Annotated in this window: 26 protein-coding genes; 12 read left to right on the top strand and 14 right to left on the bottom strand. The window is 61.8% G+C overall.

The genetic code is table 11. The features are described 5' to 3' along the window. Positions 1-23: 23 nt before the first annotated feature. Positions 24-1208 carry a multidrug effflux MFS transporter gene (locus FGL65_RS04450; RefSeq protein WP_147819853.1) on the bottom strand — a complete coding sequence of 395 codons (1185 nt, stop codon included), beginning with the start codon at positions 1206-1208 and terminating at the stop codon, positions 24-26. Between the two features lie 45 nt (positions 1209-1253). Further along, a complete protein-coding gene (locus FGL65_RS04445; protein WP_147819852.1) occupies positions 1254-1700 on the bottom strand; it encodes a MarR family winged helix-turn-helix transcriptional regulator in 447 nt (148 codons plus the stop codon). A gap of 152 nt (positions 1701-1852) precedes the next feature. Here FGL65_RS04445 and FGL65_RS04440 point away from each other — a divergent pair, with 152 nt between their 5' ends. The 3 genes from FGL65_RS04440 to FGL65_RS04430 all read left to right on the top strand — a co-directional run bounded on the left by FGL65_RS04440 (position 1853) and on the right by FGL65_RS04430 (position 5824). After that, complete coding sequence (locus tag FGL65_RS04440) at positions 1853-2725, top strand: LytR/AlgR family response regulator transcription factor (protein WP_147819851.1); 873 nt, start codon at positions 1853-1855, stop codon at positions 2723-2725. Positions 2726-2831: 106 nt separating this feature from the next. Continuing rightward, a complete protein-coding gene (gene acs / locus FGL65_RS04435) occupies positions 2832-4751 on the top strand; it encodes an acetate--CoA ligase (protein ID WP_147819850.1) in 1920 nt (639 codons plus the stop codon). Positions 4752-4909: 158 nt separating this feature from the next. Continuing rightward, positions 4910-5824: a bifunctional helix-turn-helix transcriptional regulator/GNAT family N-acetyltransferase gene (locus FGL65_RS04430; protein ID WP_147819849.1), complete on the top strand. Its 915-nt coding sequence runs from the start codon at positions 4910-4912 to the stop codon at positions 5822-5824. A 158-nt stretch (positions 5825-5982) separates the two neighbouring features. Here FGL65_RS04430 and purE read toward each other — a convergent pair whose 3' ends face one another. After that, positions 5983-6468 carry a 5-(carboxyamino)imidazole ribonucleotide mutase gene (gene purE, locus FGL65_RS04425; protein ID WP_147819848.1) on the bottom strand — a complete coding sequence of 162 codons (486 nt, stop codon included), beginning with the start codon at positions 6466-6468 and terminating at the stop codon, positions 5983-5985. A gap of 48 nt (positions 6469-6516) precedes the next feature. After that, on the bottom strand, positions 6517-7788 hold the full coding sequence (gene purD / locus FGL65_RS04420) for a phosphoribosylamine--glycine ligase (RefSeq protein ID WP_147819847.1): 1272 nt from the start codon (positions 7786-7788) through the stop codon (positions 6517-6519). A gap of 339 nt (positions 7789-8127) precedes the next feature. On the opposite strand from purD, the gene FGL65_RS04415 reads away from it, so the two are divergent. Next, positions 8128-8997 (top strand): helix-turn-helix transcriptional regulator, encoded by an 870-nt coding sequence (locus FGL65_RS04415; protein WP_147819846.1) that lies wholly within the window; start codon positions 8128-8130, stop codon positions 8995-8997. Here the strand turns inward: FGL65_RS04415 and FGL65_RS04410 are convergent. Beyond that, the gene (locus FGL65_RS04410; RefSeq protein ID WP_147819845.1) at positions 8994-9884 is read right to left on the bottom strand and encodes a LysR family transcriptional regulator; all 891 of its coding nucleotides are present in this window, start codon (positions 9882-9884) and stop codon (positions 8994-8996) included. The two genes, FGL65_RS04415 and FGL65_RS04410, sit on opposite strands and share 4 nt — an antisense overlap. Before the next feature lie 290 nt (positions 9885-10174). Here FGL65_RS04410 and FGL65_RS18165 point away from each other — a divergent pair, with 290 nt between their 5' ends. Continuing rightward, positions 10175-10345 (top strand): hypothetical protein, encoded by a 171-nt coding sequence (locus tag FGL65_RS18165; RefSeq protein ID WP_187170533.1) that lies wholly within the window; start codon positions 10175-10177, stop codon positions 10343-10345. A gap of 143 nt (positions 10346-10488) precedes the next feature. On the opposite strand, the gene FGL65_RS04405 is transcribed toward FGL65_RS18165, so the two are convergent. Further along, a complete protein-coding gene (locus FGL65_RS04405) occupies positions 10489-11409 on the bottom strand; it encodes a LysR family transcriptional regulator (RefSeq protein ID WP_147819844.1) in 921 nt (306 codons plus the stop codon). 115 nt (positions 11410-11524) lie between these two features. Between FGL65_RS04405 and FGL65_RS04400 the strand changes: the two genes are divergently transcribed. Beyond that, positions 11525-11707 carry a hypothetical protein gene (locus FGL65_RS04400; protein ID WP_147819843.1) on the top strand — a complete coding sequence of 61 codons (183 nt, stop codon included), beginning with the start codon at positions 11525-11527 and terminating at the stop codon, positions 11705-11707. A 279-nt stretch (positions 11708-11986) separates the two neighbouring features. Continuing rightward, positions 11987-12580 (top strand): MarC family protein, encoded by a 594-nt coding sequence (locus FGL65_RS04395; protein WP_147819842.1) that lies wholly within the window; start codon positions 11987-11989, stop codon positions 12578-12580. Between the two features lie 169 nt (positions 12581-12749). Here the strand turns inward: FGL65_RS04395 and FGL65_RS04390 are convergent, their stop codons facing one another. Next, on the bottom strand, positions 12750-13655 hold the full coding sequence (locus FGL65_RS04390) for a LysR family transcriptional regulator (RefSeq protein ID WP_147819841.1): 906 nt from the start codon (positions 13653-13655) through the stop codon (positions 12750-12752). Between the two features lie 138 nt (positions 13656-13793). Here FGL65_RS04390 and FGL65_RS18160 point away from each other — a divergent pair, with 138 nt between their 5' ends. Both FGL65_RS18160 and FGL65_RS04385 read left to right on the top strand, forming a co-directional pair. After that, positions 13794-13946 carry a hypothetical protein gene (locus FGL65_RS18160; protein WP_187170532.1) on the top strand — a complete coding sequence of 51 codons (153 nt, stop codon included), beginning with the start codon at positions 13794-13796 and terminating at the stop codon, positions 13944-13946. A 13-nt stretch (positions 13947-13959) separates the two neighbouring features. After that, positions 13960-14859, top strand: a complete 900-nt coding sequence (locus tag FGL65_RS04385; protein ID WP_147819840.1) for an EamA family transporter — start codon at positions 13960-13962, stop codon at positions 14857-14859. A 189-nt stretch (positions 14860-15048) separates the two neighbouring features. On the opposite strand, the gene FGL65_RS04380 is transcribed toward FGL65_RS04385, so the two are convergent. Both FGL65_RS04380 and folD read right to left on the bottom strand, forming a co-directional pair. Next, positions 15049-16242 carry a pyridoxal phosphate-dependent aminotransferase gene (locus tag FGL65_RS04380; protein WP_147819839.1) on the bottom strand — a complete coding sequence of 398 codons (1194 nt, stop codon included), beginning with the start codon at positions 16240-16242 and terminating at the stop codon, positions 15049-15051. A 236-nt stretch (positions 16243-16478) separates the two neighbouring features. After that, on the bottom strand, positions 16479-17339 hold the full coding sequence (gene folD, locus FGL65_RS04375) for a bifunctional methylenetetrahydrofolate dehydrogenase/methenyltetrahydrofolate cyclohydrolase FolD (RefSeq protein ID WP_147819838.1): 861 nt from the start codon (positions 17337-17339) through the stop codon (positions 16479-16481). Between the two features lie 147 nt (positions 17340-17486). Here folD and FGL65_RS04370 point away from each other — a divergent pair, with 147 nt between their 5' ends. Then, positions 17487-17897: an META domain-containing protein gene (locus tag FGL65_RS04370; protein ID WP_147819837.1), complete on the top strand. Its 411-nt coding sequence runs from the start codon at positions 17487-17489 to the stop codon at positions 17895-17897. 237 nt (positions 17898-18134) lie between these two features. Here the strand turns inward: FGL65_RS04370 and FGL65_RS04365 are convergent, their stop codons facing one another. From FGL65_RS04365 to FGL65_RS04350, 4 genes are all read right to left on the bottom strand, one after another. Then, positions 18135-18542, bottom strand: a complete 408-nt coding sequence (locus FGL65_RS04365) for a hypothetical protein (protein WP_147819836.1) — start codon at positions 18540-18542, stop codon at positions 18135-18137. A 126-nt stretch (positions 18543-18668) separates the two neighbouring features. Continuing rightward, complete coding sequence (eno, locus tag FGL65_RS04360; protein WP_147819835.1) at positions 18669-19958, bottom strand: phosphopyruvate hydratase; 1290 nt, start codon at positions 19956-19958, stop codon at positions 18669-18671. Between the two features lie 117 nt (positions 19959-20075). Further along, a complete protein-coding gene (locus FGL65_RS04355; protein ID WP_147819834.1) occupies positions 20076-20753 on the bottom strand; it encodes a hypothetical protein in 678 nt (225 codons plus the stop codon). A 149-nt stretch (positions 20754-20902) separates the two neighbouring features. Continuing rightward, on the bottom strand, positions 20903-21676 hold the full coding sequence (locus FGL65_RS04350; RefSeq protein WP_147819833.1) for a type III pantothenate kinase: 774 nt from the start codon (positions 21674-21676) through the stop codon (positions 20903-20905). Positions 21677-21827: 151 nt separating this feature from the next. On the opposite strand from FGL65_RS04350, the gene FGL65_RS04345 reads away from it, so the two are divergent. Continuing rightward, positions 21828-22868 (top strand): hypothetical protein, encoded by a 1041-nt coding sequence (locus FGL65_RS04345; protein ID WP_147819832.1) that lies wholly within the window; start codon positions 21828-21830, stop codon positions 22866-22868. A 3-nt stretch (positions 22869-22871) separates the two neighbouring features. Continuing rightward, complete coding sequence (locus tag FGL65_RS04340) at positions 22872-25373, top strand: multiheme c-type cytochrome (RefSeq protein WP_147819831.1); 2502 nt, start codon at positions 22872-22874, stop codon at positions 25371-25373. 242 nt (positions 25374-25615) lie between these two features. On the opposite strand, the gene FGL65_RS04335 is transcribed toward FGL65_RS04340, so the two are convergent. Continuing rightward, complete coding sequence (locus tag FGL65_RS04335; protein ID WP_222705793.1) at positions 25616-26452, bottom strand: GNAT family N-acetyltransferase; 837 nt, start codon at positions 26450-26452, stop codon at positions 25616-25618. Between the last annotated feature and the right edge of the window lie 2 nt (positions 26453-26454).

The following is a 26454-nucleotide window of genomic DNA, read 5'->3' as shown; positions in this document are numbered from 1 at the left end:
GGATCTATGGGTTCCCGCGCGGGTCAGTGGACGTTGCTGGTATCCAGGATGCGCAACATGCCGAGCCAGGCTCCCAGCACGGCCAGACCGGTCACCAGTCCGAGCACGCCGATGACCGTCTGCCGGGTGCAAATGTCCACGGAGGTGACGGCCATGAACACGGCACCGAGCAGGAACTGAATGAAGGTCATAAACGAGGAGGCGGATCCGATGTCCGTGCGCACCTGCTCCAGCACGATGTTGTTGCTGATGGGACGGCTCATGCCGCAACAGAAGGAGATAAGCATCATGGGCAGGGCAAACCCCAGGGGGGAGCCGTTGCCGAAGAGCAGGATGAGCCCGCCGCCCGCCGCCACCCCGACAAAGCCGAGGCTGTTCAGGCGCAGGGCGGACATGCGCTTGGCCAGCTTGGCGCACAGGAATGCGCCCAGCATCATGCCCAGGGCGTTGAGGGCGAAGAAATTGCTGAACATCTGCCGGGAGAGGCCGAAGTACTCCATGTAGATATAGGGCGAGGCCGCGATATGGGCGTAAAAGGCCCCCAGGATCAGGTTCATGATCAGGGCGGGCAGCATGTACTGCCGATTGCGCAGCAGCCCGGAATAGCGCCGCAGGAATCGCACCGAATCCGCCCGCTGCCCGGGGTCCATGGTCTCCTTCATGCGCAGGACCAGCACCAGGGCCAGCAGGCCGTAGACGCCCTGGACCCGGAAGATCCACTCCCAGGAAAGGTGGTTCAGCAGCAGACTGCCCAGGGAGGGCGCCGCCATGGGAGCTACGGCCATGATCACGCCGATGTAGGCAAAGACCTTCTGCCGCACGTGGCCCGCAAAGGCGTCCCGGCAGATGGCCATGACCATGGACGCGCAGGCCGCCCCGCCCGCTCCCTGAAGGATGCGGGCCGCGATCATGACCTCCACGTTGGGAGCCAGGGAGCAGAGCGCACAGGCCGCGATGAACAGGCTCAGCCCCGTGGTCAGGATGGGCTTTCGCCCGAAGCGGTCCGAAAGCGGTCCGTACGCGAGTATGCAGACGCTGAAGCTGAGAAACCACAGGCTCAGTGTCAGGTTGGCGACATCATCCTCCACGCCCCATATGCCGGTCAGGTGCGGCAGGGCCGGAAGGTACATGTCGATGGACAAGGGGGCGATGGCGGCCAGGAAGGCCAGGAACAGGGTCATGCCCGCTTGTTTTCTTTCTTCAATCATGTATGTCCTCTATGGTTAACACTTTAACTATTCAAACAAAAAAAATCAGGGTTTCATGTTGGCGATGATCTTGCGGGCAACGGCGCGGAAGGTCTGCAGGTCGTCCGGGTCGATGCCCTGCTCCGCCTGCCGCAGATTCTGCTTGGCGGCCTCCACCATGCGCCCGTGCAGCGCATGCCCGGCATCGGTGAGAAACACCCGGTTGCCCCGCCGGTCCTCCTCGGAGCGCTCCCGCTGTATCAGTTCCCGCTTCTCAAGGGATTCCAGAATCTTGGTGATGGAAACCTTGTTCATGAAGCAGCGGTCGGCCAACTCGCGCTGGCTCAGCCCTTCGGATATCCAGGTGGCCATCATCACCCGCCATTGCTCCGGGGATATATCCAGCCCGGCTGCGGCAAAGCGCCTGCTCAGATGTAGGCGCATGGACTGGGAGGCAACGGCCAGCAGCAATCCTATGGATTCGTTGTAATCGTATTCTATGGTGGTGCGCATGGTTGCTCCATGAATTTGGTTACCCCTTTAACCTTTTCCAAAACGAAGTCAAGCGCGGCCACATGCGGAACTTGCGCACGGGCGCAATACAAGGTAGGAGACGAATACTGGGGATAAAAGCTATTTTGTAAACAATCAGCCGGTGTTGCGCCATGCCCAAACTCAAGACACTGCTCATCCATCCCGACCCGCAGACGCGGGCCGAGCTGCGCAAGGAACTGGACGGCGTGCCGTTCCTGCAGCTGCTCGGGGAGGCCGTGAGCGCGTTCGAGGCGCTGGAAATGCTGGAGGCCATCCCCTACGGCGTGTTTTTCTTGGGCATCGACCTGCCCGGCGGGACATCGGGCGTCGAGCTGGCCCAGATGCTGGCCGGCCGCAAGAACAAGCCCGCACTCGTCTTCCTTTCCGACACCGAATCCCAGGCCTATGCCGCCTTCGAGCTGGGGGCCACGGACTACCTGCTCTGGCCGCCCGCACCGGGCCGGTTGGGCCGCACCATAGAAAAACTCAGCGAGTTCAAGGCCCGGTTCAAGGAAGTGCCCCTGCCGGACGAGCCCTGGCAGATGCCCGAGAACGATGACGAGCCCCTTGACGAGCGCACCGTGCAGCTGCCCATGGAGGAGCACGAGGAAGACAACTTCATGGCCGCCCTGCGCCATGCGTGGGACCAGACCCGGACCCGCGCCCCGGAGATCGAGAAGCTGGCCGTGAACCAGGACGGCCGCATGTTCCTCATCCCCTACGACCAGATCATCTTTGTGGAGGCCTACGAGGACTACTCCTACGTGCACACCTCCCAGCAGAAGTTCCTGACCTCCTACCGGCTCAAGAACCTGGAGGACAGGCTCAAGCCGCACCGCTTCTTCCGGGTGCACCGGAAATACCTGGTCAACCTGGACACGGTGACGGAAATAGCCAGCATGCCGGGCAGCAACTTCATGCTCAGGACCGCGGGCAAAACCCGCATCGAGCTGCCCATCAGCCGCCGCAGGATCGCGGAGCTGAAACAGATTTTGGGTCTCTGACCGTTCGCCCGCGCGCTTGCGCCGCTGACCGAATAAGGGGTGGCATTGGCGCGCGGCTGTGCTTGAAATAAACTCGCACCCTTGAGAATCGCGCGAGGAGGAATACATGGACCAGTTCGGAGCACTGGACAACCTGCTACAGGAAGAAAGGGTCTTCCGGCCCCTTCCCCAGTTGGTCATCGAGGCCAACGTCAATCCGCAGGAGCTTGAGGCGGCCCGCCGCTTCGCCACGCACGACCCCATGGGCTACTGGGAGGAGGCCGCCGACGAGCTGGACTGGTTCAAGAAATGGGACCAGGTCCTGGACGAGTCGGACGCGCCCTTCTACCACTGGTTCCCGGGCGCGCGCTGCAACATCGTCTACAACTGCCTGGACCGGCACATCGAGACCTACAACAAGAACAAGCTGGCCCTCATCTGGGAGGGCGAGCCCGGGGATTCGCGCAAATACACCTATTTCGAGCTCTACCGCGAGGTGAACCGCTTCGCCAACGCCCTGCGCTCCCTGGGCATCAAGAAGGGCGACCGCGTGGTCATCTACATGCCCGCCCTGCCCGAGACGCTCATCGCCATGCTGGCCACGGCCAAGATCGGGGCCATCCACTCCGTTGTCTTCGGCGGGTTCTCGGCCAAGGCCCTGCGCCAGCGCATCAACGACGCCCAGGCCAAGATGGTGGTCACGGCCGACGGTTTCTACCGCAACGGCCAGATCATGCCGCTCAAGGAGACCGTGGACAACGCCCTGGTCGGGGCCTGCGCCGACTGCGTGGAATCCATGGTTGTGGTGCGCCGCTGCAAGGTGGGCATCGACATGACCGACGGGCGGGACTTCTGGTACGAGGACCTGATCCGCAACGAGCGCAACACCGCGCCCACCGAGGTCATGGATTCCGAGGATCCGCTCTTTCTCATGTACACCTCGGGCACCACGGGCAAGCCCAAGGGCATCGTGCATTCCCACGGCGGCTACATGGTGGGCGTGCACCGCACCCTGAACCACGTCTTCGACATCAAGCCCACGGACATCTTCTGGTGCACGGCAGACCCGGGCTGGGTCACGGGGCACAGCGCAGTGGTCTACGGGCCGCTCATGGCCGGGACCACCACGGTCATGTACGAGGGCCACCCCAACTACCCCCAGGCCGACCGGCTCTGGAACATCGTGGGCAAGTACGGGGTGACCATCTTCTACACCGCGCCGACCATGATCCGCATGCTCATGCGCTTCGGCATCCAGTACACCAAGCAGCACGACCTCTCCAGCCTGCGCCTGCTCGGCTCCGTGGGCGAACCCATCAGCCCCGAGGCCTGGATCTGGCTCTACAAGCACATCGGCCGCAACGAATGCCCGGTGCTGGATACCTGGTGGCAGACCGAGACCGGCATGTTCATGATCAGCCCGCTGCCCATCTCCCTGCTCAAGCCGGGGTCCGTGACCAAGCCGCTGCCCGGCGTGGAGGTGGACGTGGTGGACAGGGAAGGCAACCCCGTTCCCGCGGGCAAGGGCGGCCTGCTGGTCATCAAGAAACCCTGGCCGTCCATGATGACCGGGCTGTGGAACGATCCGGACCGCTACCGCGAATACTGGGACAAGATACCGGGCATGTATGTGGCGGGCGACGTGGCCCGCAGGGACGAGGACGGCTATCTCTGGATCCAGGGCCGGGCCGACGACGTGCTCAACATCGCGGGGCACCGCATCGGCACCGCCGAGATGGAGGCGGCCTTCGGCGCGCACCGGACCGTGCACGAATGCGGGGTCATCGGCGTACCCGACAAGATCAAGGGCGAGGCCGCCAAGGCCTTCATCGTCACCCACCCCGGCGTGGAGGAGGGCGACGAGCTCATCAAGACGCTCAAGAAGCACATCCGCAACGAGCTCGGGCCCGTGGCGGTCATCAAGTCCATCGAGTTCCGCGACAAGCTGCCCAAGACCCGCTCCGGCAAGATCATGCGCCGGGTTCTGAAAGCGGAAGAGCTGGGCCAGGAGATCGGCGACCTGACCGGGCTGGAAGACGATACGTAATTTTTTTGAGGGGGAACCTCGTGAAAGAGGTTCCCCCTCAAACTCCCCCTCCAGAAATTTTTAACCATCGGGCCGGAAGGACTGCATCCTTCCGGCCCGATTTGGTTTCGCTTTGTTTTATGTTGACTTTATCAATATAAAACCATAAATCCACCCTTATGAAAGAAATAGCAGCGATAAGGCAGTTCAACCGATTCTACACCCGCGTGCTGGGCCTGTTCCAGCCCAAGCTCATGGGCAGCGGCCAGTCCCTGGTGGAAGCGCGCATCCTCTACGAGGTCTGGCAGCAGCCCGGCATCTCCTCGGCAGACATTACCCGGCTGCTGGACATGGACCGGGGCCAGCTCAGCCGCGTCATTTCCAAGCTGGTCAAGCAGGGCCTGCTCCACAAGGAGGAAAAGCATGCGGGGCGAAGGGCCATCCCCCTGACGCTCACCGCCGAGGGCGAACGGCTGACCAAAAAGCTCAACGCCATGTCCGAACAGCAGATGGCCGACCTTGTCCAGCCCCTGGAACCCGCCGCCAGGGAACGGCTGGTTTCGGCCATGCAGGACATCACCGCAACCCTCTCAGGCGACGTGCGGCCCCGTCCCCACGTGACCATCCGCCCGGCCCGGTCCGGAGACATGGGCTGGGTCATTCAGCGGCACTGCGACCTGTACGGCGCAACGCACGGGTTTGACGAGGATTTCGAGAGATACGTGCTGCTGGGTCTGGCGGAATTCGCCCAAAAGGAAAACAACCGCAGCAGGCTCTGGATCGCGGAGCAGGACGGCAGCCGGCTGGGCTGCATCGCCGTGGTGGAACAGGAAGACAACCGAGCGCAACTGCGCTGGCTGCTGGTGGAGCCGCAGGCCCGGGGCCTCGGCGTGGGCCGAAAGCTGGTGAACACCCTGCTCGACTTCTGCCGGGAGCAAGACTACGAATCCATCTTCCTGTGGACCATCGACTCCCTGCCCCCGGCACGCAAGCTCTATCAGTCCGTGGGCTTCACACTGGCCGAATCCATGGACAGCACCATGGGCGGCGAACCCTGCGTGGAACAGAAATGGGTACTCTCCCTAAAAGCGTAAATCATTACACGAAATGAAACCATGCGTCCGCAACGACTGAGCCGATGCGGGCGCATGAACCTTTCTACCCATCGCACCGCAGGTGCGATAGCCATACAATTTTGAGGATGGGGGTCCGGGGGAAGGGGCTTTTAGAAAAGTCCCTTCCCCCGGTTTCTTTATGACAAACCGGCGGCGTCCCTTTCCACGGCTTCCTTGAAGCCGTCGCGGGCTTCCCGGATCCGGGCGGCCAGGGCCTCGTCATGCAGGGCCAGAATCTGGGCGGCCAGCCATGCGGCGTTCTTGGCGCCCACCTTGTCCAGGGCCAGGGTGCCCACCGGGAATCCCGGAGGCATCTGCACGGTGGCCAGCAGCGCATCCATGCCGCCCAGCGGCGAGGCGGTCAGCGGCACGCCGAGCACCGGCCTGGAGGTCTTGGCGGCCACGGCTCCGGCCAGGTGCGCGGCCAGCCCCGCGGCGCAGATGAACACCTGGCAGCCGTCGGCCTCAAGCTCGGCCACGAGCCTGGCCGTGCGTTCGGGCGTGCGGTGCGCACTGCTCACGGTGAACAGGTAGTCGATGCCCAGCTCGCCGAGCAAGTCGGCGCAGGGACGCATCTTTTCCTCGTCCGAAATGGACCCCATGAATATGGCAACTTGCGGCATAGCTTAACTCCCTAAATAAAAAGGCCGCGCAAGAAGCGCGGCCCGTTATCAGCGGTTGAGACCCTTGTCGCCGATGTCTCGGCGGTAGTAGCTCTTGTCGAAATGAATCTTGCCCACGGCTTCGTACGCCCGTGTCTGGGCTTCCTTGAGATCCCTGCCCAAGGCCGTGACGCACAGCACACGCCCGCCCGAAGTGACGACCTTGCCGTCCTTGAGCTGGGTGCCCGCCTGGAAGGCCTTGACCCCTTCCAGGGCGTCCGCGTCCTCGAGCCCGGAAATCTCCATACCCTTGGGGTAGGAGCCCGGGTAGCCCTCCGCGGCCATGACCACGCCGCAGGCGGTTTCGGGCCGGACCTTGACCTCAATCTCGTTCAGACGGCCCTCGATGCAGGCGAACATGATATCCACCAGATCGGATTCCAGGCGCATGAGCAGGGGCTGGCATTCCGGATCGCCGAAGCGCACGTTGTACTCCAGCACGCTGGGACCGTTTTCGGTGTACATAAGCCCCGCGTAGAGAATGCCCTTGAAGGGCTCGCCCTTGGCGGCCAGGTGCCTGAGAATGGGACGGATGACCAGCTCGGCGGTCTCCTCGTATTTTTCCTCGGGCAGGATCGGGGCCGGGCTGTATGCGCCCATGCCGCCGGTGTTGGGGCCGGTGTCGCCTTCGCCCACGGCCTTGTGGTCCTGGCTGGAAGGCAGCAGCGCGTAATTCACGCCGTCGCAGAAGGCCAGGAACGAGGCTTCCTCGCCGGCCATGCACTCCTCGACGACCACACGGTCCCCTGCGGAGGAAAAGGCCTTCTTGACCATCATTTCTTCCACGGCGCCGATGGCCTCTTCGGTGGTCTTGGCCACGACCACGCCCTTGCCGGCGGCCAGGCCGTCGGCCTTGACCACGATGGGCGCACCCTTCTCCTCGATAAAGGAACGGGCCGCCTCGAACTCGTCAAAGACGCGAAAGCTTGCGGTGGGCACGCCAGACTCGTGCATAACGTTCTTGGAAAAAGCCTTGGAGCCCTCGAGATTGGCGGCAAACGCGCTGGGACCGAAGCAGGGGATGCCCTCCTTGGTCAGCGCATTTTGCAGCCCGAGCACCAGCGGCAACTCGGGACCGGCCACCACCAAGTCCACGGCCTCGCTTTTGGCATAGGCGACCAGGGCCGGGATGTCGTCGTCCTTGATGGGAATGTTGGTTCCCACCTGGGCGGTTCCCCCGTTGCCGGGGGCGCAGAGAATCGTATCAACCTTCGGGCTTTGGCTGAGCTTCCAGCACAGGGCATGTTCCCGGCCGCCCGATCCGACAACCAAAATCTTCATCACAAGTCCCCTTTGTGTTTGGTTGTCACGTGTGTATTGGAAAACGGATGTTTTTTCAAGAAGAGGAAAGGGGCGCGGAGGCGATGTCCCTGTGAGGGCGAATTCATTGAGACACCGCCTCCGCTTCGCTTTTCAAAGGCTTACCCCGGTGGCTCGGTGCCAATTCCTTCCACTGAGGTTCTGAATCTATACGACAAAGCATGTACGGCAAGAACCTGAACCGGCACTAATTTTTTACTAGGAAGACTAGTAATTATAAAATAGTGCGAATGTGTGCTTTAATAGTTGAATCACTTTGGGTATAGATTTTACGACACTTGATTCAACGTGGGGATATATATGCACGGTTTGCCGGAAATGGGGAGGTTGCACGAACGGTGCGACGTTTCGCTTGGGGAATTCTGCTTCTCGGTCATGGACGCGGTCAAGGCGCTCATCGCCTATGTGGATAGGGGCTACAATTATAGATATGTCAATGAAGCCTACTCCCGCTTTTTCAACAAGCCCATGGAGGCCTGCCTGGGCGGCCATGTCTGCGAGGTGATGGACCCCGCGGTCTTCGAGGCCGGGATCAAGCCCCAGCTGGACGCCTGCTTTACCGGCAAGACAGTGGCCCATGAGGGCTGGCTGCCCCTGCCCGAGCTGGGGGAATGTTATGTGGATGTCCGCTACTTCCCGCACATCGTGGACAACGACGTCGTCGGCGCGGCCGTGGTGGCCCATGACCTCACGGACAAGAAGGCCATGATCAGGGACGTCGTCACCCAGAACAGGGAACTGGAATCCAACCTGAAGCAGCTCGCCGAATCCAACCGCAAGCTGCAGCTCCTGCTGGAGGGAGCCCTCTCCGACAGGCAAAAGACCGAAAGCAAGGCCTACGACCGGGTTTCCGAGAGCATCGCCCCCTACCTGCGGGCGCTCAAGGCCGAATCCGGAGACAGCCGCACCGCCGAACTGGCCGACAGCATTGAAAGCGCGCTCCTGAACTACAAGCCCGAACTGGATCAAAAGCTCTACAAGCTCAATCCGGGCCTTTCCGCCAAGGAAAGGCACATCGCCCATCTGATCGTGGGAGGAAAGACGTCCCAGGAGATCGCGGAGATCCTGGAGAAATCGGTCAAAACCGTGGAGTACTACCGGTCTTCGCTGCGCAAGAAACTGAAGCTGGACGGCAGGCGCATCAGCCTGCGGACCTATCTCGTCAGCTAGACGGCTCCCTGGCTCCAGACCCGGAGCAGCACCCGCACCACGGCCTGGACGACCGGGTCGGACTCGCGCCTGCGCAGGTGGGCGAAATTCAGGTTCAGGGTCAGCCCGTCCAGCTCCCTGTAATACACGCCGTGGCCGGAACGACTGGCCGCAGCGATCTCGTCCTCGCGCAGCAGTGCCATGCCCTTGCCCGAGGCCACCAGCACCTTGGTCACCTCGTCGCCGTCCACTTCCGTGGTCTTGGATATCTTGAGCCCGTGCGCCCCGAAGAGCTGGTCCAGCAGCGACTGGCAGGGACAGTCCTTGGCCGTGTGGATCCAGGGCATTTCAGCCAGCTTTTCCAGCGAGGCCTTGCCGACCTTCTTTTCCCAGCTCGCCGGGTAGGCCGCGTAAAACTCGGTCTCGGCCAGGGGCACCCCCACGATATCGCGGCTGCGGGGATTGCCGAAGATGAAGCCACCGTCCAGGGTGCCGGCCTTGAGTTCCTCCTGGATGGCTCCGCTGGAGCTCTGGATGAACTGCAGGTTGAGGCCGGGGTGGATGTCGGACAGGGAGGCGATGAGCGGCACCACCCGCAGGAACTCGGCATCCGTGTTCAGACCCAGGCGAACGTCCCCCACCAGCTGCTTGCTGAGCATCTGGGCTTCTCGGAGCATCTCCTCGGCCCCGTTCAGGATGTCCTCGGCCTTGTCGCGCAGCCTGCGGCCGGTTTCGGTCAGGCGCATGCCGCGCGGCGTGCGCAGAAACAGGGGCACGCCCAGCTCCTTTTCCAAGGCCTTGATATGCGAGCTGACGGTGGGCTGGCTGGCGAAGAGGCGCTCTGCGGCGCGGGTCAGGTGGCCCTCCTCGGCCACCACCACAAAGGTGCGAAGTTGATAGAGTTCCATGCGCGCTTACTAAGCCCTATTCATAGTTGTTGCAACTCCAAACTTGGATTGTCCTGTCTCTCGGGCCCGGCGACGCCCCGGACGCGCCGAATCGTTCTTTTTTCATTTTTCTGGTGGCAAAATGCAAAAAATTGGGTACAAATCCTGCGTTTGCGCAGAAAAACTGGTCGATATCAAAAAAACCGAACGACTTCATCGGGCAAAACAATTGGATTTGCGGGGGCCAAACACCTTAGGAGAGGGACAACTGATTTGAGGAACGGCAACTGCCGGAGGGACGCTTGAGCTGCATGGACATTGAAACTCGCTTGGCGGTTTTCGCTATGGAACATGATTCCGCACCGCACGCTCGCGCCAAGAACGCCGTTCCGTCCCGAAAACGTTCCCACACGAACAAGGCCGTGGCCGGCGCCCTTTCCATGGCGCTCGCCGTTGCGGCAACGCTCGTGAGCCTCATCTGACTACGCGCCGAACTGACCTTTGGGGAGGTGGCTGCATCGCATTACTGTGCACTCCTTATGTGTTGAAGTAGCCTCCCCCATATTTCAGCCCCGACTCGGAAACTCCGGGCCGGGGCTGATGTTTTTCCCTTCATCGGAAATATCTATACCTTCCAGACCTTCTTGACCGCCTCCAGCAGGGCCAGGATGACGGGATCGTCCTTGCGGTCCCGGTGATAGACGAAAAAGCTGTCCATGCCGATCTCGTTGTCCGTGTTGGGCCAGCAATAGACCTTGCCCTCGCGGCTGAGTATCTCGGCCTCGTCCTCGCGCATGATGGAAAGTCCCTTGCCCCCCACCACCAGCCGCCGGATCACGTCCTCGCTGTCGGCCATGATCGTGCGCGCCGGGCAGAACCCCTTGGACTCGAAATGATCCTCCACCAGGGTGCCCAGGGGGCAATAGCGGGCGGGCCAGACCCAGGGCAGCTGCGCCAGTTCCTCGAAGCTGGCGTGCTCGACCCTGCCCTTCCACTCGGCCGGGGCGACGATGAGTACGCGCGAGCGCCGTAACTGGTGCGCTTTGATGTCCGTGTACGGATTGTTGTAGAAAACAAACCCCGCATCCAGATGCTCCGCGCGGATGTCGGCCAGGATCTTGTCCGAGGAATTCTGGTTCAGGTGCAGCTCCAGGCCCGGATGCGATTCCGAGACCGTGGAGATCAAATCCGTGAGCCGAAGGTATTCCGCGTCCGTGTTCAGGCCGATTCGCACCGCGCCCGACAATTCCTCGCGCAGGCTCATGGCCTTTTGCGTGAAGGAATGCAGCGCGCTCAGCACCTGCTCGGCCTGCGCCTTGAGGATATCCCCGGCCTCGGTCAGCACCATGCCCTTGGGCGTGCGGCTGAACAGCTTGACCTCCAGCTCCTCCTCCAGCGCCTTGATATGAGCGCTCACCGAGGGCTGGCTCGTGTGCAGGCGCTTGGCGGCGTTGGTCAGGTGCCCTTCTTCGGCAACGGCGATGAATGTCCTGAGGTGGTACAGTTCCATGGGCCGGAGAGTATGCGCAAAGCCGATTGAAAGCAATCAGGATTTCCGAACCCCGCATCCGACAATACGATTGGATTTTAGGCGCGGGTGTCACCTAAGGTCCACTCAACGAACGATTCCAAGGCCGAAACCCGGCAAGGAGAAAAGAAAAATGAGCGCAAACGCAATTTTTACCGATCTTTTCCGTCCCGAAGACAGCACCGCACTGGGCGCAGCCCGTGCAAACTGCAAGGGTCGTTCCGCGCTGACAACCCGCACCTTCGCAACCGCCAAGGTGCTGCTCTGGACCTGCATGTCCTTCATGCTCTCCGTGGGCATCAGTCAGCTTCAGTAAGGCAACAACAGAACTGATATAATTGGTTTCCAACGGGTCGGCGACTGCTCCCTCTCGATTCCTCTCTCCTTTGGCAGTCGCCGAGAAAAAAAAGAGGTTCCTTTGGCGGAAGGAACCTCTTTTTTTATTTCAGAAAAAGCCCCCCTTCTTCCATCAAAAAACCTGATCCAACCATAGCTTCGGATTTTCTGATACTCTGGATTTGAAGAGTCTGATTGGGCCGAACGGGATTTTGGGATATAGAATCGGATTGCAAAACATTCGATCAAGGAGCTTTTCATGGGCATGTTCCTTTCCCTGTTCATCCCGCTGTTCATCCTCATGGATTTCATCGGCACCATCCCTGTCTTCATCGGCCTGACCCAGGACTTCCCGTTCCGGGAGCGGGTGCGGGTGGCCGTGCTCTCGTCCATCGTGGCAGGGCTCATCGTGGCGGTCTTCGCCCTGTTCGGGCAGGGACTCATGCACTATTTCGCAGTAAGCATCGAGGCGGTCAAGGTGGGCGGCGGCCTCCTGCTGCTCTACATCGCCTTCATGATGATCATGGGCGGGCAGTCCCTGGCCGACCCCAAGGGCGGGCAGCAGAGCATCATCATCTCGCCGCTGGCCATCCCCATGCTGGCCGGGCCGGGCTGCATGACCTTCGCCATGGTCAAGTACCTGGAGCTGCCCCCGGATGGACGGCTCCTGCTTTTCATCTCCATCGGCTGTTCCGTGGTGGCCGGGGCCGCGCTCCTGTCCGTATCCTCGGTGATCCTCAAGGCGTTCGGCAAGGCCTTCACCCGGGGCCTGGAAAAGCTCACGGCAGTGATCGTCTCGTTCATCGCCCTGGAAATGATCATGAGCGGACTCAAGATGTACTTTCAATCCTAGGTGCGGCTGTCGATAAGGGGACGTCTACGGTGTTGCTGCGGTCCTCATTTGTAAGGCTCGAAGACTCGCCAACGACTGAGGCAAAGGCTAAGCCCTTTGGAAACCGGGCCATTTTATTTGTTAAGGGATGCAAGGGGGATTATCCCCCTTGCCCGCCGGAGGCATACTTCTAGGCCGCTTGCCGGGCCGCCTTGTCCACGCCCCAGACACGCTTGACCGCTTCAAACAGCGCCCGCAAGGCCGGATCCTTGGCCCGGCTTTTGGCGTAGGCGTAGTAGAGATCCACGTGCAGGTCGAAATCCAGGTCGCAGATGACCAGATTGCCGAGGGCCTCCTCGCGGCGGGCCTCGTCGATGCGCATGAGCGACATGCCCTTGCCGAGATTGACCAGCGCGCGGATGACCTCTTCGCCGTCCGCCTGGATGGTCTCTTTGGGCTGCTTGCCTATGGCCGCGAATTCGGCCTCCAGGAGCTGGCGGTAGAAACAGCGGTGCGCGGGCCAGATCCAGGGCAGCTCGGCCAGCTCGGCCAGTGAGCATGCACAGGCGCGTTCGGCCATGGCCATGGGGGCCACCACGCTGATCCGCGTGCGGTGGATGGGGCTGGCGACCACCTCCGCATAGGGGTTTTCCCAGAAAACAAAGCCCGCATCCAGGGTGCGGCCCTTGATGTCGCCCAGGATCGTGCCGGAAATGCTTTGGGAGAGGTGCAGCCGGAGTTTGGGGTGGTGCTCGGACATATCCGCCACCAGATCTCCCACGCGCAGGAAATCCGGGTCCGTATTCAGCCCGATGCTGAGCTCGCCTTCCAGTTCGTCGCGCATGTCCTGTGCGCTGTTTTCCAGGTCATGGGCGGCATCCAGCACCACTAGGGCCTTGCGGCGCAGCTTCTCGCCCGCGGAGGTCAGTTCCATGCCGCGCGAGGTGCGGACGAACAGGGTGACGTCCAGTTCCTCCTCCAGGGCCTTGACGTGCCCGCTCACCGCGGGCTGGCTGGCGTGCAGCCGGGCGGCCGCCCGGGTCAGGTTGCCTTCCTCGGCCACCACCACGAATGTCTTGAGCTGATACAGTTCCATGGCTCCCGTCTACCCCAGACCGCAATTACGTGCAATCAGGATTGGTGAATCCTGGTTTAGGGTATTGCGATTGGACCCCGTTCCTCTAGGCCGGGTATGAGTAAACCACTATCGAACAAGCATTGCCGGGAGGTGCATATGACCGTATTCAGAATCATCGAAACCCTTCTGGAGGCGGAAGACGCCGACCGCCGCAACCGCGAGACAAGCCCCGCAATGGGCGCGTTCAAGACCTTGTTCTGGTTTGCGGCGGCCATCCTGCTTTCCCTGGCAATCGGCCAACTTCATTAGCAAAAGGACTGACATGAAAACCCGACACATTGCCCTGGCCGTCCTCGTCGCCCTGCTCTGGGGGGTCAACTTCGTGGTCATCAAGGTGGGGCTGGGCTCGTTCCCGCCCATCCTGTTCGTGGCCCTGCGCTTCACCCTGGCGGCCATCCCTGCCGTGTTCTTCATCAAGCGCGGCAACATCCCGTGGAAATACATCATCTCCATCGGGCTGGTGCTCGGGGTGATCAAGTTCAGCCTGCTCTTCGTGGGCATGGACCTGGGCATGCCCGCCGGGCTCTCCTCGCTGGTGCTCCAGTGCCAGGCCATCTTTACCCTCATCCTGTCCTCGGTGGTTCTCAAGGATTCGCCCACGTTCTGGCAGCGCGGCGGCGTGCTGGTGGCCTTCGGCGGAATCGCCCTGCTCATCGCCGACATGTCGGCCAGCCCCAGTTTTGCCGGGCTACTCATGGTCATTGCGGCCGGATTCTTCTGGGGGGTCTCCAACATCCTCATGAAAAAGGCGGGCAAGGTGGACATGCTGGCCCTGGTGGTCTGGATGAGCCTGATCCCGCCCCTGCCGCTGCTCGTCCTGTCCCTGCTTCTGGAAACCGGCCAGTGGCAGGCCGTCATGAACATGGGCTGGACCGGATTTGGGACCGTCTTCTACATCGCCATGGTGGCCACAATCTTCGGGTTCGGGGTCTGGGCCCATCTGTTCCGCGAATACTCGCCCAACGTGGTGGCCCCGTTCTCGCTGCTGGTACCGGTGTTCGGCATCTGGTCCGGGTCCCTGTTCCTGGGAGAAACCCTGACCGCCGTGGATATTGCCGCCTCCTGCCTGCTGCTGGGTGGTGTGGCCCTGGTCGTCTTCGGCAGCCGGTTGCCCGTGTTCAACAGGCAGGGGCGCTGCCCCTGCACCCCGCCAAAGGGCTAAGCCCTTTGGAAACCTGGTTTGTCGGCACGTCTTTGTTCTTCGCTGCGCTCATCCAAATTCGTGCCGACTGATCTCAGGGCTGCTCTTTAACCATGCAACAGAAACCGCCCAAAAATATGGGAGGGGAAAGCGCGAGAGGGGAACCTATTTTAAAAGGTTCCCCTCTCGCATTTCATCTTCTGATTGTAGCTAGGCGTTCGCCTTCTCGATGGCCCGCTTGAAGCCGTCGCGCGAGCGCTTGATGACCTCTTCGCCGATGCAGAAGGTCAGGCGGAAGTATCCGGGATAGCCGAAACCCGTGCCGGGCACGGCCAGAATCTTCTCCTCCTGCAACAGCCCGCAGAAGGCCACGTCGTCGCCACCGGGAGCTTCGGGGAAGAAGTAGAAGGTGCCCTTGGGCATGGAATAGTTGTAACCGCCGTTGTCCAGCACGTCGGCCATGGCCGCGCGGCGCGCCTCGTAGATGGAGACGTCCACCTGGCTGCCCAGGCAGCGCATCATGAGCTTCTGGGCCAGGGCCGGGGCATTGACGAACCCAAGAATGCGGTTGGTCAGGATGATGGCCCCCACAAGCTTGGCCTTGTCGGGCATGGCCGGGTTGACGCAGGCATAGCCGATGCGCTCGCCCGCCATGCTCAGGTTCTTGGAGAACGAGGAGCAGACCACGGAATAGGGATAGATATCCAGCAGGCTGGGCACTTCCACGCCGTCGAAGGCCAGGAAGCGGTACGGTTCGTCCGAGAGAATAAAGATGGGACGCTCGCGGCCCTGGTTGTGCTTGTTCAGGATCTCGGCCAGGGCGGAAAGCTCCTGGCGGGAATAGACCGCGCCCGTGGGGTTGTTGGGCGAATTGAGCAGCAGCACGCGGGTATTCTCGTTGATGGCCGCGTCCAGAGCATCCAGGTCCAGCTCGAAGGTCAGCGGTTTGCTGGGCACGGGCACCAGTTTACCGCCGTGGTTCTGGCAGTAGAAACCGTATTCCACAAAATACGGGGCCGGGGCAAGCACCTCGTCGCCCGGGGCGAGAACGGCCCGGAAAAAGGCGTTCAGGGCGCCGGCCGCGCCGCAGGTGATGACCAAGCTGTCGGCGGGGACATCCACGCCCTGCTCCTTGGAAATCTGCCGGGCCAGGGCTTCCCGGGCGTCCGGGTAGCCGAAGTTGGGCATGTAGCCCAGGAAGAACGGCTTGTCCGCATCCTCGGCCAAATCCTTCATGGCCTGCTTCAGGGCGGCGGGCGGCGGCAGGTCCGGGTTGCCCAGGCTGAAGTCGCACACCGCGTCCTCGCCGAATTCCTTTTTCATGGCAATGCCCGCTTCGAACATCTTGCGAATCCAGGAACTGCTCTCCATGTATCCTTCTATCTGCTTGGAAATAAGCTGCATGTCAGACTCCTTTCAGTTTGGACGTTCGGGCACGATACGGCAAAACGAATCGGAATTGAAGAGGCGAACGGGCTTTGTCGATTGCGGGGAGGACGCCGCCCACCTCAAGGCGGCCAAGAAGGGTGCGGATTCGCAAAGTAAAAAAGAAAACCCGACGTGTATTGAACATACACGAAGGGCTTTCTTTTTTTGAAACGACAAAGAAGACGTACCCTTATCGGCAGTCTTCGTTCTTTCTAACTGTCGCCCACGTGCAGCTTGTAAGCTTCCACGGTGTTGACCATGAGCTGGGCAATGGTCATGGGACCGACACCGCCGGGAACCGGGGTTATGGCGTGCGCCTTGTCCTTGACCGAATCGAAATCCACGTCGCCGCAGAGCCCTTCATCGGTGCGGTTGATGCCCACATCGACCACCACGGCTCCTTCCTTGACCATGTCGCCGGTGACAAACTTGGGCATGCCCACGGCCGCGAAGATGAAATCGGCCTCGCGGCATTCGGCGGCCAGATCCGCAGTGCGGGAATGGCACAGGGTCACGGTGGCGTTGGCGCAGGGGCCGGACTGGGAAAGCATCATGGCCAGCGGCTTGCCCACGATGTTGGAGCGGCCGATGACAACGGCCTTCTTGCAGGCCGGGTCCAGGTCGTAACGCTTGAGCAGGTTGATGACGCCCGCAGGGGTGCAGGGCCGGAAGCCGGGCAGCCCCAGGCTCAGCTTGCCCACGTTCACCGGGTGGAACCCGTCAACGTCCTTGTCCGGATCGATGAGGTCCAGGCACTTCTGACTGTCCAGTTCCTTGGGCAGGGGCAGCTGCAAAAGGATACCGTCCACCTTCACGTCGCGGTTCAGTTCCTGGATGAGGCCCTCCAGCTCGTGCTGGGTGGCGCTGGAAATCCTGTGCGGAACGGATTCGATGCCGCAATCTTCGCAGGCGCGTTCCTTGTTGCGCACGTAAACCTGCGAAGCGGGATCGTCGCCCACGAGAATCACGGCCAGTCCGGGCCTGCGGCCGTACTTTCCGGCCAGAACATCCACTTCCTGCCGCAGTTCCTCGCGAACCTGCCGTGCGGTTTCCTTGCCATCGAGAAGTATCATTGAGCATCCCCCAGTGATGTTTGTTTTCAAGGTGAGGGCCGATTACCCATGAATCCCCACGGGCGTCAAGTAGTTGCTTAGCTTCCTACAGGTTTGCGCTTCCCAAGGAAGAGAAATATGCTAGCGTGACCAAAAACGGAGGTACCCATGAAAAAAATACTCCTGCTCACCATCTGCCTGCTGCTCCTGGCGGCCTGCGCCAAAAAGCCCGGCCAGCTGGATATGGGCTCGATCCTGGATAGGGAATGGACCCTGGAATACGACGGCGACAAACCGGTCATCGACGCCAGCAACGTCACGATCGTCTTCAAGGATGACGGCAAGGTCGGCGGCCGGTCCGGGTGCAACAACTACACTGGCTCCTGGAAGCTGGAAAACGGAAAACTCTCCATGGGCCCGTTCGCCAGCACCAGGATGATGTGCCCCGGGGCGCTCATGGAACAGGAAACCCGTTTCCTGCAGCACCTGCAGCAGGCCACCAGTCTGGATGTGGACAAAACCGGGGCCCTGCTCATCTTCGTGGACGGCATGGACAAGCCCATGCTCTTCAGGGAGTGACGCCTCCGGCGGGCATCGCCGCTGTCCTCATCCGTTGACGAGTCTGCACGTCTTTGCTCCGAGCTATGCTTGGCTCAAATCCGCGCCGACAGAAGAGAGCAAAACATCTTTGAGGCGGCCAAGAAGAGTCGCGGATACAAGGAGTAAGAAAAGGCAGCCCCTCGTGTATTGCTGCATACACGAGGGGCTGCCTTTTTTTGAAACGGCGCCGTAGACACGCCCTTATCGGCCGCCTCGCTACCGGATGCGCTTGTAAGTATACATGATGGTCTTGGCGTCCTTGCCCGGCTCCATGTAGTACAGGATCATCTCGTCCGGAGACATCAGATCGCCATGGCAGAAACCGTCGTCGGTTTCGGACACCAGGATCTCGTTCTTGTGGGTGACGACACCGTTGACAACTTCGGAACGTTCCTTGCCGTCCACGGTCCACATCTTCACTCCGTGGAACAGGCGGCCCTTCTGCTCCTTGACCACCAGGTAGCTCTCGGGGGACGTGTTCTCGACAAATCCCTTGCCCTGGCGGTACAGCGCCACACTTTCGGCCTTCCATTTGCCGGTCAGGTCCGGGACATCGCCCGCAAAGGCGGAAACCGCGCCAAGCAGCAAAAGACAAGCCAGGATGAACATGCTCAAACGTTTCATACCATTCCTCCTTGAGGTGCATATTTCCGCCAGCATGCCCCAGGGCCCCCCTTGCGGCCATTATAGAAATAAAAAAGGCCGCTCCTTGCGGAGCGGCCATCGGGTGCATTGGTTGTCGGTCCGGATCTAGTCTTCGCCGAACCAGCTTTCGGACAAGATCGGTCCGTAGTACATGCCGTCGTCAGCGAGGTCTTCCTCGATGCGCAGCAGCTGGTTGTACTTGGCCAGCCTGTCGGAGCGGCACAAGGAACCGGTCTTGATCTGGCCGGCGTTCACTGCCACGGCCAGGTCGGCGATGAAGTTGTCTTCGGTTTCGCCGGAACGGTGGGAAACCACGTTGGTGTACCCGGCGTTCTTGGCCAGTTCGATGGTGTCCAGGGTTTCGGTCAGGGTGCCGATCTGGTTCAACTTGATCAGGATGGAGTTGCAGCAACCCTTCTCGATACCTTCGGCCAGGATGTCCGGGTTGGTGACGAAAACGTCGTCGCCCACCAGCTGGATGCGTTCGCCCAGCTTTTCGGTCTGATGCGCCCAGCCTTCCCAGTCGCCTTCGGCCAGGCCGTCCTCGATGGAGACCAGCGGGAACTTGGAGCACATTTCGGCATAGTAGTCGGTAAGCTCGGCGTGGCTGAATTCACGGCCTTCACCGGCAAACACGTACTTGCCGCCCTTGTAGAACTCGGAGGCCGCGGCGTCGATGGCCAGGGCAATGTCCTTGCCCGGCTCGTAGCCGGCGGATTCGATGGCCTTCATAATGTACTGGAAGGCTTCCTCGTGGGACTTCAGGTTCGGAGCAAAGCCACCCTCGTCTCCCACAGAGGTGACATGACCGTCCTTGGCCAGGATGCCCTTGAGGGCATGGAAGGTCTCGGCGCCCATGCGCAGGGCCTCGGCAAAGGTCTCGGCGCCCAGGGGCATGACCATGAATTCCTGGATGTCCAGGTTGTTGGGTGCGTGCTCGCCACCGTTGATGATATTCATCAGCGGCACGGGCAGCAGCTTGGCGTTGACGCCGCCCAGGTACTGGTACAGCGGCAGGCCCACGAAGGATGCAGCGGCACGGGCAGCGGCCATGGACACGCCGAGGATGGCGTTGGCGCCCAGGCGCTCCTTGTTGTCGGTGCCGTCCAGGTCGAGCATTGCATTGTCCAGGGAAACCTGACGGAGGGCGTCCATGCCCACCACGGCTCCGGCGATCTCGTTGCGCACGTTTTCAACTGCGGTCAGAACGCCTTTCCCGCCATAGCGTTTCTGCTTGTCGCGCAGTTCCAATGCTTCACGAGTGCCGGTGGAGGCCCCGGACGGTACGGCGGCACGGCCGACGATGCCGGATTCCAGAACAACTTCTACCTCTACAGTGGGGTTGCCGCGGGAATCCAGAATCTCGCGGGCCCATACGCCTGAAATAATGCTCATGATCTTCTCCTTTTATTCATGAGTAGATTATAAACAGCTTTGGGGTGCCTCAAGAACTGTATAAGAAAAACCGTGTTACTACAAACACGGCTCGTTACTTTTTTCAATAAAAATAATCTAAGCCCTTTTGCGCAGAAAGCGCATTGCGCCCAGCAGAATCACCAGGGCGAGCACGCCGGCGATCACCTTGCCATGGGGCCCCAGCTGGTCCAGAAACGTCACCTTGGATGGCGCCTGGGTGCCGTATTCCACGCCCGGGTCCAGGGCCGCGTTCTTGAGCACCAGGTTGGTGGTGACCATGGTTTCGGTATCCTTGAAACCACAGACCATGGTGAATTCAAGCATGCCCTTTTCCGTGTAGTAGACGTATTTGTTCAGCAGCACGCGGTGATCCGGGTCGGCCCCCTGCTCCACGGAATAGGAGAACAACGACTTGTGCGGATAGAAATTCTGCACGGCCAGCACCGGCTTCAGGTCCGGATTGATGCCGTTCATGGTGGACTGCATGGCAATCTTGTTCAGGCCGGTCATATCCGACTGCTTGACCTTGCCCGTCTCCACACTACGCACCAGGATGAACGGCAGGGCCTTGCCCAGCTCGCCCTCGCCCCAGTACGCGGCCTGGAACTCCTGCCCTTCCAGCACCACGGGCTCCACGCGACGGTTGGCCCAGTCGCCGGGAACGGTCAGGGAAAAGCCGAGCGCTTCATTGCGGAGAACGGTGGTTTCTCCGGCGGCGTATGCGGAGGCGGGAAAGACGAGAGTGAACAACAGGGCGTAAAACAGACAGCGCATGACTTCCTCTATGAAATTTGATTGGGGCCGGAACAGCCGAAACATGGGCAGGGCGGTAGGTAAACCGTTTCGCGACACTTTGCAAGCTTGTGCCAAAACAAGGCGCGCCGCACCCGGGAGGGAACGGCGCGCGACATCAGGGGAAAAAACTATTTGAAGTAGCCGTACCAGAGCCCTTCCATGAGCAGGTCGGGACGCACTTCGCCGATGGCCGGGCAATGCTTGGCGATATCGGCGGCCAGGCCGCCCGTGGCCACCACGAACGGGGAATCGTCGTCCATCTGGTCGGCAAGGCGGTGGCACAGGCCGTCCACCATGTCCGCAAACCCGTAGACCAGCCCCTGGTTCAGGCACTGGGAGGTGGACCGGCCCCAGCGGAAGTCCTCGTAGGGCAGCTTCAGGTCCACGGGCGGGAGCTTGGCCGTGCCCCCGGCCAGGGCCGAGGCCGAGGAAAGAACGCCCGGACAGATGAGCCCGCCCTTGAAGGCGTTTTCCACCACGCAGGCCAGGGTGGTGGCCGTGCCGAAATCCACGATGATCAGGTTCTTGTAGTCGTATATCTCCCGGGCCGCATAGGCGGTCACCAGGATGTCCGCGCCCACCTGCGAGGGCTGGGCGTATTCGTTTTCAATGGGCAGTTCCATGTCCCCGGGCACGAACAGTGCCTCGCATTCCAGGAACCGCCGGGCCATGCGGCCGAGCAGCGGGTCCAGGGGCGGCACCACGGAGGAGACCACGCAGGCCTCCACGTCCTGGGGATTCACGTTCTCGCGCTCCAGGATGCGCTCCACCTTAAGGCCCCAATCGTCCGCCGTGTTGGCGGGCCGGGTGGGCAGGGTATAGCTTTCGCCCAGGCCGTGCCTGTCGGCCAGGCAAATCTTGGTATTGGTGTTTCCCACGTCGAAAAGCAGCACCGTGTTCACAAAAGACTCCTTGGGATATGTTCTGCCCACCTTGTACCCCATTGAGCGCCGAAGGCAAGACCCGGGCGGGTGCCAAACCGGGCGGAAACGCTTTCCCGTTGTAAAATCCTGTTCTTTTCCTATATGCTGGCCGTCATATAAGGAGAGAAACATGAATCCGGCATCCCTCATTCCGGCGGTCACGCCCATCCCGGTGCACTGGGCCTGGATAGACACCCTGCTGGTGCTGACCTTTACGGTCCACATCCTGCTCATGAACGCGCTGTTCGGCGGCGGGGTCATCGCCCTGTTCAACTCCACCAAGGAAAGGGAGCCACTGGCGCGCGCGCTTTCTAGCAGGCTGCCCACGGTATTGGCCCTGGTCATCAACTTCGGGGTGGCCCCCCTGCTCTTCCTGCAGACCAACTACGGCATCTTCGACTACACCAGCTCGGTGTTCATGGGCGGCTGGTGGCTGGCGGTGATCCCCTTCCTGCTGCTGGCCTACTACGCCCTGTACGTCTATGACTTCCGCTACAGCGGCATGCGCGCGGGCAGGCCCGCCACCCTGGTCCTGGCCCTGCTCTTCCTGTTCTTCATCGGCTTCATGTTCTCCAACAACATGACCCTCATGCTCCGGCCCGAAGCCTGGCCGGATTACTTCACGGCCCCGGACGGCCTGCTGCTCAACCTCAAGGACCCGACCCTGTATCCCCGCTTCCTGCATTTCATGACCGGAGCCCTGGCGGTGGGAGGGCTGTTCGCGGCCCTGGTGGGCCGCTGCGCCCGGCTGGGACGGGCCGTGGAAACCGGCATGAAATGGTTCGTGCGCGGCACTGTGATCAACCTGTTCCTGGGCCTGTGGTTCCTCATGGCCCTGCCCCGCGAAATCATGCTCCAGTTCATGGGCGGCAGCCTCTGGGCCACGGGCACCCTGCTGGCCTCCCTATGCGGCGCGGGCCTCATCCTGTACCTGGGCGTCAAGCGGTCCCTGCTCCCGGCCGTCCTGACCACGGCCCTCACCGTACTGCTCATGGCCGTGACCCGCCATTTCGTACGCGCCTTTTTTCTGGCCCCGTATTTCTCCACGCAGGACATCCCCAGCACCGGGCAGTATTCGCCCATGCTCCTGTTCCTCGCGGCGCTCGCGGCGGTCCTGGGGGTAAGCGGCTGGATGATCTCGCTCTACATCAAGGTCGAGAGGAGGCCGTAATTCATGGAATATCCCCTCTGGCAACTCGCAACCACGGCCGGCGGTTTCTGGATCGCCCTTGTCTCCATCCTGCACGTCTACGTGGCCCAGTTCGCGGTGGGCGGCGGCCTGTTCCTGGTGCTCACCGAGCGCTCGGCCTACAAGCGGCAATCCGGAGACCTGCTGGAATACGTGCGGAAGCATTCCAAGTTCTTCCTGCTGCTGTCCATGGTCTTCGGCGCGGTCACCGGGGTGGGCATCTGGTTCACCATCGCCCTGACCTCGCCCCAGGCGACCATCGTGCTTATCCACAACTTCCTGTTTGCCTGGGCCACGGAATGGACCTTTTTCCTGGGCGAGATCGTCGCCCTGCTGGTCTACTACTACGGCTGGAAGCGGCTGTCCGTCTCCCAGCACCTGGCCGTGGGCTGGATCTACTTCGTCTTCGGCTGGCTTTCCCTGTTCATGATCAACGGCATCCTGGCCTTCATGCTCACCCCGGGCCAATGGCTGGAAACCAAGAACTTCTGGGACGGATTCTTCAACCCGTCCTTCTGGCCCCAGCTCTGGTTCCGCACCTTCATCTGTCTCATGCTGGCCGGGCTGTTCGGATTCGTCACGGCCACGCGCATCCCCAACCCGGACCTGCGCGCCCGGCAGGTGCGCATCTGTTCGCTCTGGACCCTGGTCGGCGTGGCGCTCATGTTCGCCAGCGGATACTGGTACCTGCACTCCCTGCCCGCGGCCCAGTACCAGCTCATCGCGGAAAAATCCGCACGGGTCGGCAGCTTCATGCAGTACTTCCTGGCCCTCGGCCCCCTGGTGCTCCTCGGCGGCCTGGCCCTCGGTTTCCGGCTGCCGCGAGCCGTGTCCTTTCCCCTGGCCCTGCTGGTGCTGCTCGCGGGCCTGGGTCTGACCGGCTCCTTCGAATTCATGCGCGAAGCGGGCCGCAAGCCCTACCTGATCTGGGACCACCTCTATTCCAACTCCATTCTCAAGGCCCAGGTCCCGGCCATCAACGCCCAGGGAATGCTCAAGACCGCCAAGTGGGTGCGCCCGGACCTGCGCGAGATCACCGAAGACAACCGGGCCGAGGCCGGTGCGTGGCTCTACGAGCTCCAGTGTTCGGCCTGCCACAGCAGGGACGGCGTCATCAACGACATCCGGCCCCGTTCCGCCAAGTTCACCACCGAGGGAATGGACGCCTTCCTGTCCGGCATGGGCGCGGCCAACCCGTACATGCCGCCCTTTGCTGGCACGGATGAGGAACGGCGCGCCCTGGCTTTCTTCCTGACCGGCGTGCTGCACCCGAGGCCGTCCGCGCCCGAGGCGGCTTTGATCCCGGACAAGACCCCGGACACGCCGGAATTCGACGCGCAGGAAAGCGAATACGTGCTCCTGGCCTGGGCACGGCAGGGAATGCGACTTGTCTCCGACACCGACCGCTGGATCCTGCCGCCGCCGGGCAGCACCCTGCGCGCCCAGCTCTTCAGGCGCGACAGCGCGCCCGAGGCCATCAGCGACGGCGTGGAAATCAGCTTCGAGGCCCTGGACCCGCTGCCGCCCAAGGGCATGAACGGGGTTCTTAAATACGGGGAGCAGGGCTATTTCGAGGCCTCCGGCATACCGGTGCTGCCCTATGAAACCGGCGGCGGCTACAATCCCGTACCCGTTTTCAAGGTCACGGCGAGGGATGCCGAAAGCAACGAGGTGCTGGCCGAGACCCTGGCGGTGCTGCCCGCCTCCACGCGCATGGGCTGCATGAACTGCCACGGCGCGCAATGGAGGGATGAAAGGAACGGCGCGGGCATATCCGAATCCGTGGCCGGGGACGTGCTCGCGGTGCACGACCGCCGCAACCGAACCGACCTGGCCGCCAGAGCCGCTTCGGGCGCTCCCGTGAACTGCCGCTCCTGCCATGCGCAGGATTCCGGCGGCCTGGAGCTCTCGGCCGCCCTGCACGGATTCCACGCCGCCTATCTCTCGGGCCGCGAATCCGACGCCTGCGCCCTGTGCCATCCCCTGGACCTGCAACGCGACCCGCACAAGGATGCGGGCATCACCTGCGTCAACTGCCACGGGACCATGGAAAACCACGCCCTGTCCCTGCTCAAGGCCGAAACAGGAGCCGGCAGGGACGCCGCCGTCCAGACCATGGCCCGGATCAGCCCGCGCGACATGACGCTGGAGGACATCGAGCCGCGCAAGGCCTGGAAACAGCAGCCCGACTGCCTGACCTGCCACGAGGAATTCGCGGCTCCCGGCACCGATACGGCAGCCAACATCTGGGTGGAGGATGCCGCCGGGCTCTATGCCGAAGGCAAGGGCGACATGGGCGCGGTACTCTGCGCCTCCTGCCACGGCAGCCCGCACGCCACGTATCCGGCCATGGCCGAACGCGACAACCTCCAGCCCCTGCAATACACGGGCGAGGCCCAGGTCATGGGCGCGTCCGGCTCCTGCACGGTCTGCCACATCGACGAAATGGAGGACGCGGCCCACCATCCGGGCATGGGCTTGGAATAAGAAAAGCACAGGGGGAAGAACCTTTCGGAAAAGATTCTCCCCCCTGCCCCATCTTCAAAACCGTCTATCAAAAAACGCCCGACGGCCTGCAAGCTGCCGGGCGTTTTGATTGTTTTCCAGGCTTATTCAAGACGCAGCTACGGCCCCATGAATGCGGATTCGAACGGGCACAGCCCAAAGCAAACACGCGCACATCCAGGGTTTGCAAGGGGGATTATCCCCTTTGCCCACCGGAGACGTCTTCACCCCAGCTCAAACGAAGTCACGCCAAAGATCTTGCCTTTGTCCATGGCGGGTTCGCCCCTGGTGTACATGCGCACGGTGACAAAGACCTCGTCCATGCCGTAGCGTTTGGTCAGGGCCCGGGCCATGGCATTGGGCTCGATGACGTCCAGGAACACGGGCCCGCCTTCCACGGACGCGCACAGGGCCCGGAACAGGGTGTCGGCCGTGGCCTCATCGTCGGCAAAAAGCGGGCCTATCTTGTATCCGACGCCACAGGGACGGATCACACCGAAACCCTTGAGATCGCCGCCGTCCAGAACGCCGAAGGACTTCACCGAGGGCGCATGCAGCCAGGCATGCATGAATTCGGACCGGGGCGCAGGGAAGCACTGCGCGTCATAGGCCAGCACCTGATCGAAAGAGACATTGGAAAGGGGTGTCGCCCCCATGGGCATGTCGCCGCCGACCGCTCCCTGGAATCGGGCACTGCGGTAATGGGTGCGGAATCCGGCCCTCCTGTAGGTGGCTTCCTGCTCGGTCACCGCGTCCAGGCCCACGTTGCAGCCCTCCAGGTGGGCCATGGCGTGCCGCCAGAGTTCCCAGCCGTAGCCCTTGTGCCGCGCCTCGGGAACCACGATATACAGACCCACAAACCCGAAAGCGTCATTATAGTGCACCGCCGAAATGGAGGCCACGGGCGCGCCGTTCAGCTCGCTGAGGAAAAAACCGTTCCGGTCGGCCTCGAAAAAGCAGCCCCCGTCGCTCAGGCCCGGGTTCCACCCTTCGGCGGCGGCCAGACCCATGGCAAAATTCACATCCGAGCGGGTCATGGTGCGAATCACGGGCTGGCTCATGG

The organism is Salidesulfovibrio onnuriiensis (assembly GCF_008001235.1).
In the GTDB taxonomy this organism is placed as follows: Bacteria; Desulfobacterota; Desulfovibrionia; order Desulfovibrionales; family Desulfovibrionaceae; genus Pseudodesulfovibrio; species Pseudodesulfovibrio onnuriiensis.
The sequence above is the reverse complement of the archived record's forward strand: the minus strand, read 5'-3'. Positions and strand labels throughout refer to the sequence as shown.

Excerpts from the sequence above, each read along its gene's own strand:
- FGL65_RS04450 (WP_147819853.1), bottom strand. The coding sequence starts at position 1,208 with ATGATTGAAGAAAGAAAACAAGCGGGCATGACCCTGTTCCTGGCCTTC.
- FGL65_RS04445 (WP_147819852.1), bottom strand. The coding sequence starts at position 1,700 with ATGCGCACCACCATAGAATACGATTACAACGAATCCATAGGATTGCTG.
- FGL65_RS04440 (WP_147819851.1), top strand. The coding sequence starts at position 1,853 with ATGCCCAAACTCAAGACACTGCTCATCCATCCCGACCCGCAGACGCGG.
- acs (WP_147819850.1), top strand. The coding sequence starts at position 2,832 with ATGGACCAGTTCGGAGCACTGGACAACCTGCTACAGGAAGAAAGGGTC.
- FGL65_RS04430 (WP_147819849.1), top strand. The coding sequence starts at position 4,910 with ATGAAAGAAATAGCAGCGATAAGGCAGTTCAACCGATTCTACACCCGC.
- purE (WP_147819848.1), bottom strand. The coding sequence starts at position 6,468 with ATGCCGCAAGTTGCCATATTCATGGGGTCCATTTCGGACGAGGAAAAG.
- purD (WP_147819847.1), bottom strand. The coding sequence starts at position 7,788 with ATGAAGATTTTGGTTGTCGGATCGGGCGGCCGGGAACATGCCCTGTGC.
- FGL65_RS04415 (WP_147819846.1), top strand. The coding sequence starts at position 8,128 with ATGCACGGTTTGCCGGAAATGGGGAGGTTGCACGAACGGTGCGACGTT.
- FGL65_RS04410 (WP_147819845.1), bottom strand. The coding sequence starts at position 9,884 with ATGGAACTCTATCAACTTCGCACCTTTGTGGTGGTGGCCGAGGAGGGC.
- FGL65_RS18165 (WP_187170533.1), top strand. The coding sequence starts at position 10,175 with ATGGACATTGAAACTCGCTTGGCGGTTTTCGCTATGGAACATGATTCC.
- FGL65_RS04400 (WP_147819843.1), top strand. The coding sequence starts at position 11,525 with ATGAGCGCAAACGCAATTTTTACCGATCTTTTCCGTCCCGAAGACAGC.
- FGL65_RS04395 (WP_147819842.1), top strand. The coding sequence starts at position 11,987 with ATGGGCATGTTCCTTTCCCTGTTCATCCCGCTGTTCATCCTCATGGAT.
- FGL65_RS04390 (WP_147819841.1), bottom strand. The coding sequence starts at position 13,655 with ATGGAACTGTATCAGCTCAAGACATTCGTGGTGGTGGCCGAGGAAGGC.
- FGL65_RS18160 (WP_187170532.1), top strand. The coding sequence starts at position 13,794 with ATGACCGTATTCAGAATCATCGAAACCCTTCTGGAGGCGGAAGACGCC.
- FGL65_RS04385 (WP_147819840.1), top strand. The coding sequence starts at position 13,960 with ATGAAAACCCGACACATTGCCCTGGCCGTCCTCGTCGCCCTGCTCTGG.
- FGL65_RS04380 (WP_147819839.1), bottom strand. The coding sequence starts at position 16,242 with ATGCAGCTTATTTCCAAGCAGATAGAAGGATACATGGAGAGCAGTTCC.
- folD (WP_147819838.1), bottom strand. The coding sequence starts at position 17,339 with ATGATACTTCTCGATGGCAAGGAAACCGCACGGCAGGTTCGCGAGGAA.
- FGL65_RS04370 (WP_147819837.1), top strand. The coding sequence starts at position 17,487 with ATGAAAAAAATACTCCTGCTCACCATCTGCCTGCTGCTCCTGGCGGCC.
- FGL65_RS04365 (WP_147819836.1), bottom strand. The coding sequence starts at position 18,542 with ATGAAACGTTTGAGCATGTTCATCCTGGCTTGTCTTTTGCTGCTTGGC.
- eno (WP_147819835.1), bottom strand. The coding sequence starts at position 19,958 with ATGAGCATTATTTCAGGCGTATGGGCCCGCGAGATTCTGGATTCCCGC.
- FGL65_RS04355 (WP_147819834.1), bottom strand. The coding sequence starts at position 20,753 with ATGCGCTGTCTGTTTTACGCCCTGTTGTTCACTCTCGTCTTTCCCGCC.
- FGL65_RS04345 (WP_147819832.1), top strand. The coding sequence starts at position 21,828 with ATGAATCCGGCATCCCTCATTCCGGCGGTCACGCCCATCCCGGTGCAC.
- FGL65_RS04340 (WP_147819831.1), top strand. The coding sequence starts at position 22,872 with ATGGAATATCCCCTCTGGCAACTCGCAACCACGGCCGGCGGTTTCTGG.
- FGL65_RS04335 (WP_222705793.1), bottom strand. The coding sequence starts at position 26,452 with ATGAGCCAGCCCGTGATTCGCACCATGACCCGCTCGGATGTGAATTTT.